The organism is Herpetosiphonaceae bacterium (assembly GCA_036374795.1).
GTDB lineage: Bacteria > Chloroflexota > Chloroflexia > Chloroflexales > Kallotenuaceae > LB3-1.
On the sequence record DASUTC010000092.1, the window covers coordinates 23,822 to 32,475 of the forward strand.

Below are 8,654 nucleotides of genomic sequence, written 5' to 3' on the forward strand. Positions count from 1 at the left end.
ATTAGGGAAGGAGGCTGCCGTGAGCTTCGATCACTGGACATTGCAGCAAGCGCAGCGGCTAGCTCAGATCATCACACTCCACCATGACCAGGCTGCCCACAGCGCGTGCCTCGACGTGCTGGAGCCGTATATTACCGCCCAGCTTGCCGGGCAGGACTATATAGCGCTATTTCCGATCGTGACCCAGCATCTCGATAGCTGTGTCGCGTGTGCCGAGGCGTACGCCCTGGTGTACGAGGCGCGTCTCGCCGAGGCGACGGATCTGCTACCGATCGCCGTTCCCGCGCCCGCTCTGGATTTCTTGCGGCTGAGCACAGCGGATCGGCTACAGCGGACGCTCACGGCTGCGATCGAGCGGCTGGCAGAGCGCCGTTTGCGCTTCACGCTCTCCCAGTCGCTCCTCGATCTGCTCGCGCCGCAGCGCTCCGAGTTTGCGCTGCGTGGCGCTGCCCACGAGCCGATGCTTGATGTAACCGTCGATCAGCCCTTCGGCGATGACACGCGGCTTCAGGTGAGCGTCTATCGGCAGCGCGATGCCCAGGATCAGTGTACGGTGCGCTCCCAGGTAGTGCTTGCCGATCGCGAGTGGCCCGATCTGGCCGATCTTCCCGTGACGCTGACCGTCGGCGGCACCCAGCGCCGCGCTCACACCGATCCCTGGGGCGAAGCTGTCTTCGAGAATGTGCCGATCGACGATGTGCCGGGGCTTCAGATCGAGGTCGATGTCGATAGCCCGCCGCAGACCAGCACGTAAGGTGCCCAAAAGATCGGGTTGGCGAAGGGTCGCGCTGCTGGATCGTCGCTTAAGCTCTGCGGCACGGCCTCGCCGTTCCGCGCCAGCCACTCGGCGACCTCGCGCGCGCGCAGGTGGCGCAGGTAGCGCTGCGCCGCACGCAGCGCCGTGGGCGGATCGCTGCATGGCTGCTGTGCCAGGAGGATGGCATAAAACCGCTCCATCAGCAGCCGCGCCGAGGTATCTTCGACCATCCACAGCGTGACCAGCACGGCTCGCGCGCCGGATCGCAGGAACGTCCGCACCAGGCCCATCGGCTCATCGCCGCGCAGCACCCGGCTCAGGCCGCTCCGGCACGCGCTGAGCGTCACCAGTTCAGCCTGAAGCTGGTAGTCCGCGAGCACATCGGCGGCGCTGAGCTTCTCGCCGGGGCCGATCTCCAGCCAGGAGCGCAGGGGATTGTCGTGATCGAACTCCCCGTGACAGGCGAAGTGGAGCCATCGGTAGCGCCCGACGACGGCGGACAACTGCCGCCGAATGTCGCGATGCCCGTGCCAGACGGTTCCGCCACACAGCGCCGCGACCGTCTCCGCCTCCGGCTCGACATGCCGCAGGTTGCGGTCGGTGCCGCCGTCATAGCCCACGGTCAGACATAGCTCGGAAGCGCCAGCAGATCGCGAGCGTCCGGCGCGGAAGAGAACCGTCGCGCTCGGCGCGTAGATCAGGTCCAGGCCATGCTCAAGCAGCGGCTCGTCGTTGTCGTCGAGCAGCGCGGTGAAGGGAAGCTGATGCAGCGGGCCGTGGGGAATGATCGCCACCTGCCGCGCCGGAGCCAGCAGATCGCCAGCGGGCGCGATCAGCGCCCGGTAAATCCGGCGCAGGAGATTGCTCGCCAGGAAGCGCTGGCCGTCGGCAAGATACGGCGAGGCGGCCTGGAAGACGTTTGGATTGACCGCGCAATCATGGCCGCGTATGTCGTCGGCGGTGAGCGCTAGGAGCAGCAGCCGCGAGGGCGTTTCCAGACAGGCGCGCACCCGTGGATCGCACGCGCGGAGCAATGCCGTTTCTGGATTGTACAGGCCGGTGCTCACATACGCCAGCACAAGCATCTGCGGAGGCAGCAGCGCCTGCACCTCACGCGCGGTGATCGGCGCGACATCGGCGGCATGCAGGCTGGACGTATGCCGCGCCAGCATATCGGCAAAGGCCCGTGCCCGCGCGCGCTCCGCGTAGTCGAACGCCAGCGCCGCATCGCCCTGCTCCAGGCACAGCAGGATTGCCGCCTCGTAGACCTGCTGCCAGCGTCCCATGATGCTGATTTGCAGCGATTCGTCGGAGGTCGTCGCGCGCGCCGCCTCGATCGCCTCGACCGCCAGCGCGTAGTGATGCAGCGCCGCCGCCGCATGGTGGAGCCGCTGCTCGGCATGGCCGATCCGGTACTGGACCTGCGCGACAATCTCACGCCGTCCAAGCTCCTGCACTATCTCTAGCGCCGCACGATAGTGAACCAGCGCCGCAGCGTCGTCGTCCTGCGCCTGGCACACCAGACCAAGGCCAAGATGCGCGTCCACGGCGAAGGTGCGCGTGCGCATCTGGTGCAGCGCGCGCTCGAAGTCCGCGCAGGCACGGTCGAACTGGCCCTGAAGCAGCCGGACCTCGGCGATATTGTTGGTGACTTGCGCGAAGAAGTCGAGCGGCCCGTCGCGCTCGAAGATCGCGGCGGCATGGCCGAAGGCCGCCAGAGATTGCTCCCACCGCCCAAGATCCCGCGCCACAAGCCCCAGGTTGGTCCAGGCCATCGCCTGCCAGTGAACGTTCTCGACCCGCCGAAAAAGCTCAAGGCTGGTGGTAAGCTGGCGCTCGGCGACTGGATAATCCTGGAGGTAGTAGCTCAGGATGCCCAGGTTCATCAGCGCCAGACCCTCGCGCGCAGGATTGCCGAGGCGCTGCCATAGCTCGTAGCTGGTCTGAAACGTATCTCTGGCGCGCTGATAATCGCCTTGCAGCCGCGCGAACGTGCCCTCAGAGTTGAGCACCCGCGCGCGCAGCGCGTCGTCCAGCTCGGCCTCCGTCAGCAGGCGCGTCAGCTCGGAGCGCGATGCTGCGTACTGCTCGATCAGACCGAAGCTGAGGCCACGGTAGTACCACAGCAGGTACCGATGCCTGGGCGTTCGCAGATCGTGCAGCGGCAGCTCGGCAAGCGCGGTCGCCAGCGCGGTCGGCTCCTGCTGGATCAGCAGCTCACAGAAGCGCTCGACAAGGCGCATGGTAGTAGCTTCGAGCGCGGCGTGCTCCGGCGGAGCGGCCATCGTCAGGCGGTGCGCATAGTGCCGCGCGGCCTCGCCAACCAGTGCGCGCAGCAGCTCCGGCGCTTCTTGCAGCGCGCTGTAGATCGCCTCCTGCACCGACGGATTGATCCGGTAGCCCGGCGCTGCTGTGCAGATGATGCCAGCGGCCACGAGATCCGGCACGATCGTCGCGACCGGCTCGTCCACGAGCGCGGCCAGCGTGTCCAGATCGAATGTTTCGAGGATCGCCGCTGCTTCCAGCACATGGTACTGGCTCGGAGATACACGGGTGAGCCCGTCGCAGAATTGATCCGTCGTCTCTTCGGTATGCTCACTATTACGGATGATCGCCACCATAGCGTGTCCCCAACTTCAACGACAGGATGAACGCGGTCGTTTGTTGCGACGGAGTGAGCCTGGGGGATACGTGGTCGCGGGCGATCCGGTCGATCACGCGCGCCAACGAAACCTCGTCTCCACACCTCTCGGATGTCGCGCATCTGCCGGGCTCCATACACGGCACATGCCAGCGTAGCTCTTAGAGCGGAAAGGTTTAGCCCTAATATACCGTCTTTAACTTGTAAATGAAAGCTAAAATATTAATGTTTTGCTTTTATATAGATGATCACGATACGTGTGCGGAAACCGACCGTCACCGATCCTGCGCAGAAGCATCGATGCTGTGGAGCACGCCGGCCCCCGGCGCGGACTCACTGCTTGTGGCGGGTGAATCGGCAAAGGAAAGGTCGCGCCTCCATCTTCCGTCTTGATTGTGGGTTTAGCGTACCGCTCGTGATCCACAGGTTTGTGAACGAAAGGACACATCTAGATGCGACGCCTCGTACAGTGCATGCTGCTGTTGCCATTGCTCCTGGTTGGCCTCCCGACGACATCAGCGCAGACGGCTGAGATGCAGACCAATCAGGTCATAGCATTTAATGTGACCGTGTCGCTCGAATGGCAGCCGGGTACCAACGATCAGCTTCAGAACGACCTGACGCTCAGCCAGTGCGGCACGACCGGCGTGGTGGGTAACTACCTGGACGATCTGATCACCGGCCTGACACAGGCGTCGAATTATCTGGCGCTCTACACCGACGGCCAGATGAAGCTCGGCAGCGTGACGATCTATACCGGCGGAGCGAACTGGAACAACGCCAATATTCGCGTGCTGGCCGATAGCAGCTATCGCCCCAAGGCGTTCGTCGGCGGCATCGTCACATCGCCGATGGAGTACACCAGCCCGGTCACGAGCCGCAAGCAGACGTTTTATCCTAGCGCGATCTATCTGGGGCGGCTCTGGGACGGCAAAAGTGGGCGCTGCGGCCCGTGGGCCATGAGCGACGGCTATCGCACGATCGGTCATGAGTGGGCGCACTACGCGCTGTATTTGTACGATGAATATTACAATCAAGATACGCTCGCGCCCGTGTACTGCACGAGCAGCCATAAGCATCTGCCCGATATTGCGCCCGGCGATCCGACGATCGACCAGACCGACTCGCTGATGGCCTATCATTATCGCGCCGGGCAGCTCTGGCGCGGCGATCCCAGCGATGGCACCTGCGATGTCACGCCGCAGATGAAGATCCACGGCGAGTCCGACTGGCACACGCTCCAGCGCTTCTATCCCGGCCTTGTGATCCCATCGGCGGCCACGGCCACCCCGACGGCTGAGCCGGTGCCGTGGACGATCGCGTCGGTCAGCTCGCTGCCGGCGAACTCGTCGGCGAATGTGCGCCTGCGCAACACGATCGTGCCGGGCGTGAAGCTATCGGGTCACGGCTATCTGGTGCGGAGCTATACCGATAAGTCGCCGCAGCGGATCATCGGCCAGGGCACGATGGTAACGGATGAGATGTTTCCGCTGCCGTTTCTGGGCGTCGAAGATCCCGCCCATGATCGGGCTGTGATCATCGTGCAGGACGCGCAGGCGGGCGCTCAGTATGTCGCCAACTCGGATAGCACGCCGCTGGTCATCGGCCAGAGCAAGCTCAACGATCTGTATCTTCAGCGCAACGCCTGGAAGCCGTGCCTCAGCACCACGCCCACGTTTACCACCAGCGGCGGAATCTCCCAGGTGACTCAGCTTACTGTGCGGCTGCGCGACTGTGCCGGTCTGACCAACCGGGTGCAGCTGACGTACTGCCCATCCGGCGGCAACTGTCTACCGCTCGTCACCAAGACGATCGACGCCAGCGGCAACTTCGTCCATGCGTTCACCTTCCCGTGGGGCAGCCCGCCCGCCGAGTACGGCTACATCTACGCGCGCTCCGCCGATATCGGCGAGCGGCAGGAGGAGACGATCGGCTGGTATCAACTGGCCGGCGGCGTGGGACCGGCGACGATCACCGGACACGCGCCGCTGCTTGAGCGCTCGGTCGATCTCACGTCGTCGAAAACCCCGCAGATCGGTTCTCCCTCGGACTCGCATATGCTCTACAGCGTGTCGTGTCCCTACCGAACATCCGTCGCAAGCCTGCCGCCGGACGTGGGAGGCATGATCGACACGCCGCTCAACGTGCAGCCGGTGATCGCCAGGGAAAACACGAGCACCCCGTGGAACACAGCCCAATCGCATCCTGCGCTGTCTGTGCGCTGGAGCTATAACCAGGATCTGCTGAATCGCCTGCGGATCACCGAAGATCGGCTGGTGCTGATGCGGCTCGATCAGGGCGCGTGGCAGGTCGTAACGCCGCGTCAGCGCAGCCTGCCGCTGGACTGGCTGGCGATCGAGGGTCAGTCGTTCGGCGGCTCCGGCGCAACGTTCGCGCTGGGCTACCTCAAGGATTGAGCACCCTGCCGATCCCGTAAGCATACTCGCTCATCTCCTTCCAGGCTAGAGGCACCCCGCCTCTAGCCTCTTCTTTTCCACGCGACAGATCGACTGACCCGCCGGGGCGTCTGGCATACGCCCAGGATACGACACGCCGTGCCCCTACGAGATCGATCGATCTGCAAGTCGTGTAGGAAAGGTCAAAAGGATTGGCTGCGTCTTAGGAGGTGAGGACACGATAGTCGAGCCTCTCCACCGCTCGACTCTTCCCCGGCTACAGGTCAGGTATCAACACCAAACGCATTTCGCTGGCAGGTTTAGGAAAGGTCAAGAGGATTGGCTGCGTCTTAGTAGGTGAGGACACGATAGTCAAGTGATTTCTCCCCCTCACTCGGCTATCCCTCAGCCAATGAGCAGCTCATCCGGCGATGATGTATCGAAAGGAGGCCAACGGGTTGATCTGAGCGCCCTGACCAGGATCACGCCACGTCGCATTTCGAGGGCCGTCTGGCCCGCCACACAGCTCTTATACCGCATTCGCAAGCATCATCCTACGTTCGCTCCTTCTTCAGTATCGGTAAGAGGTATTCTGGAGGCTATCGATGAATCGTTTCGTCAGGCTGTTCGCCATCGTTCTCTTTGCGCTTAATGTGCTGCTGGTGCCACAATCAGGACAGGCATCCAGCACGAAGCTCGCGCCGCTCGCGGTTGCCAAAGGCAAGGCCATTCCTGGTCAGTATATCGTTGTGATGAAAGAGGGTGGCGATGCGCGCGCCGCCGCCGCTATCGCAGGCGTGACGCCCAAGTTTGTCTATGAGGCGGCGCTCAACGGCTTCGCGGCAGTGCTGAACGCCGGACAGCTCAACGCGATTCGACGCAACCCCAATGTCGATTACGTCGAACAAGACCAGGAGGTCAAGGTCGATGCGACGCAGTTCATGGATGCCAACGGCGATCCGTGGGGCCTCGACCGTATCGATCAGCGCAATCTGCCGCTCTCCGGCAGCTTCACCTACTACCTGACCGGCAGCGGCGTGACGGCCTACATTATCGATACGGGCATCCTGACGACGCATCCCGACTTCGGCGGACGCGCGGCGGATGCGTACGACGCAGTTGACGGCTCGCTCCCGGCGACCGATTGCCAGGGCCACGGCACGCATGTCGCGGGCACGGTCGGCGGCACGACCTGGGGCGTTGCCAAGAGCGTCCAGCTGCGCGGCGTGCGCGTGCTCGACTGTAACGGCTCCGGCACGTATGCCTGGGTGATCGCCGGCATCGACTGGGTGCGCCTGAACGCGGTCAAGCCAGCCGTGGCGAACATGTCGCTGGGCGGCGGCTACTCGGCGGCGGTCAACACCGCGACGACCAACCTGGTCAACTCCGGCGTCTTCACGGCGGTAGCCGCAGGCAACGATAACCTGAATGCCTGTAACTACTCGCCTGCCAGCACGCCTGCCGCGTACACGACCGCAGCCTCGGATAAGCTCGATCAGCACGCGATCTTTACCTTCGGCGGCTCGAACCACGGCACCTGCGTCGACGGCTATGCGCCGGGCAAGGCGATCAAGTCGGCCTATCTCAACAACAGCACCGCCACGATGAACGGCACCTCAATGGCCTCGCCGCACATCGCGGGCTGCGCCGCTCACTACCTGCAGCACAACGGCAACGTGCCGGTCGCCGCGGTGACGGCCTGGATCAACAACAACGCGACGCTGAACGTGCTCAGCGGTGTTCCGGCGGGCACGCCCAACCGCCTGCTCTACTGCTACAAGCCCGACGTGTGGGTCGGCGACAAAACTGCCGACACGGGCCGCGAGCCCGATCCGGCGACCGCCGCGATGAACATGTGGGAAAGCCCCTACATCTGGAATCGCCTCGCCAACGACAATATCTACGGCCACCAGAATCCTGAGTTCGGCCAGACCAACTGGATGTACGCCCGGCTGCGCAACCGTGGTCATATCACCGGCAGCGGCAACCTCCGCTTCTACGTCGCCAACGCGTCGGCGGGCCTGGCCTGGCCGACCAACTGGACCCAGATCGGTGTGGTGGCGGCGAATGTAGCTCCGGGCGCGACGGTGGACGTGAAGGTGCCGTGGAATCCGCCCAGCACCGGCCACTACTGCATCCTGGTCCGCTGGGAGTCCGCCCAGGAGCCGATGACCTACGGCGAGACATCGGATGTCAACTACAACACGCGCTACAACAACAACATCGCGTGGCGCAACATGAATATCGTCAATCTCAAGCCCAACTGGTGGCAATGGATCGACTTCGACTTCCGCAACATTGATCGCGAGCTGCGCCCGCAGCGCCTGGTCATCCGCGAGCCGCGCGAGCAGCTACAAGATCCGTTCCTGCGCCATGGCAACGTGGTTGTCGACCTGGGGCCTGAGCTGACGCGGTTCTGGCTGGAAGCAGGCGGCAAGGGCGGCGGCTTCGAGCGCGTGGGTGAGACACAGTTCCGCGTGATCGATCCGATGGGCGCGTGGTTCGATGGGATTGTCACCGAGCCGGATAAAGCCTATCCCGTCAAGCTGGGCTTCCAGTCCGACGAGATCACGACCTCTCAGCGTCCGTTCATGATCGAGGCGGTGCAGTACGCCGAAGGTCTGCGAGAGCCGGTCGGCGGCGTGAGCTACGAGGTCTATCTGCCGGATGGCACCGCGGAGCCGATCAAGTAGTCTCGGATCACTCAGTCGGAGAGCAGCCAGGGCGGGAATCCCGTCCTGGCTCTGTGTTTAACCCCCATCTTGATCGGCTGTGCTACCATACGGCTGCCGCGTGAGGGGAGCAGTGCATGGCCGAGAGCTTCGCCTACGATGTGTTCATCTCGTACAGCCACCGCGAC

The 8,654-nt window shown here is 63.7% G+C and carries 4 protein-coding genes; 3 read left to right on the forward strand and 1 reads right to left on the reverse strand.

The window, feature by feature from the left end:
* Nucleotides 1-19: 19 nt before the first annotated feature.
* A complete protein-coding gene (locus tag VFZ66_06675; protein HEX6288857.1) occupies nucleotides 20-754 on the forward strand; it encodes a hypothetical protein in 735 nt (244 codons plus the stop codon).
* On the opposite strand, the gene VFZ66_06680 is transcribed toward VFZ66_06675, so the two are convergent.
* Nucleotides 709-3,378 (reverse strand): CHAT domain-containing tetratricopeptide repeat protein, encoded by a 2,670-nt coding sequence (locus VFZ66_06680; GenBank protein ID HEX6288858.1) that lies wholly within the window; start codon nucleotides 3,376-3,378, stop codon nucleotides 709-711. The two genes, VFZ66_06675 and VFZ66_06680, sit on opposite strands and share 46 nt — an antisense overlap.
* A 472-nt stretch (nucleotides 3,379-3,850) precedes the next feature.
* On the opposite strand from VFZ66_06680, the gene VFZ66_06685 reads away from it, so the two are divergent.
* The gene (locus tag VFZ66_06685) at nucleotides 3,851-5,815 is read left to right on the forward strand and encodes a hypothetical protein (GenBank protein HEX6288859.1); all 1,965 of its coding nucleotides are present in this window, start codon (nucleotides 3,851-3,853) and stop codon (nucleotides 5,813-5,815) included.
* A 584-nt stretch (nucleotides 5,816-6,399) separates the two neighbouring features.
* Nucleotides 6,400-8,487, forward strand: coding sequence for a S8 family peptidase (locus VFZ66_06690; protein HEX6288860.1), 2,088 nt, complete (start codon nucleotides 6,400-6,402; stop codon nucleotides 8,485-8,487).
* Nucleotides 8,488-8,654: the final 167 nt, after the last annotated feature.

Coding starts and splice junctions, on each gene's coding strand:
- VFZ66_06680 (HEX6288858.1), bottom strand. CDS start 3,378: ATGGTGGCGATCATCCGTAATAGTGAGCATACCGAAGAGACGACGGAT.
- VFZ66_06685 (HEX6288859.1), top strand. CDS start 3,851: ATGCGACGCCTCGTACAGTGCATGCTGCTGTTGCCATTGCTCCTGGTT.
- VFZ66_06690 (HEX6288860.1), top strand. CDS start 6,400: ATGAATCGTTTCGTCAGGCTGTTCGCCATCGTTCTCTTTGCGCTTAAT.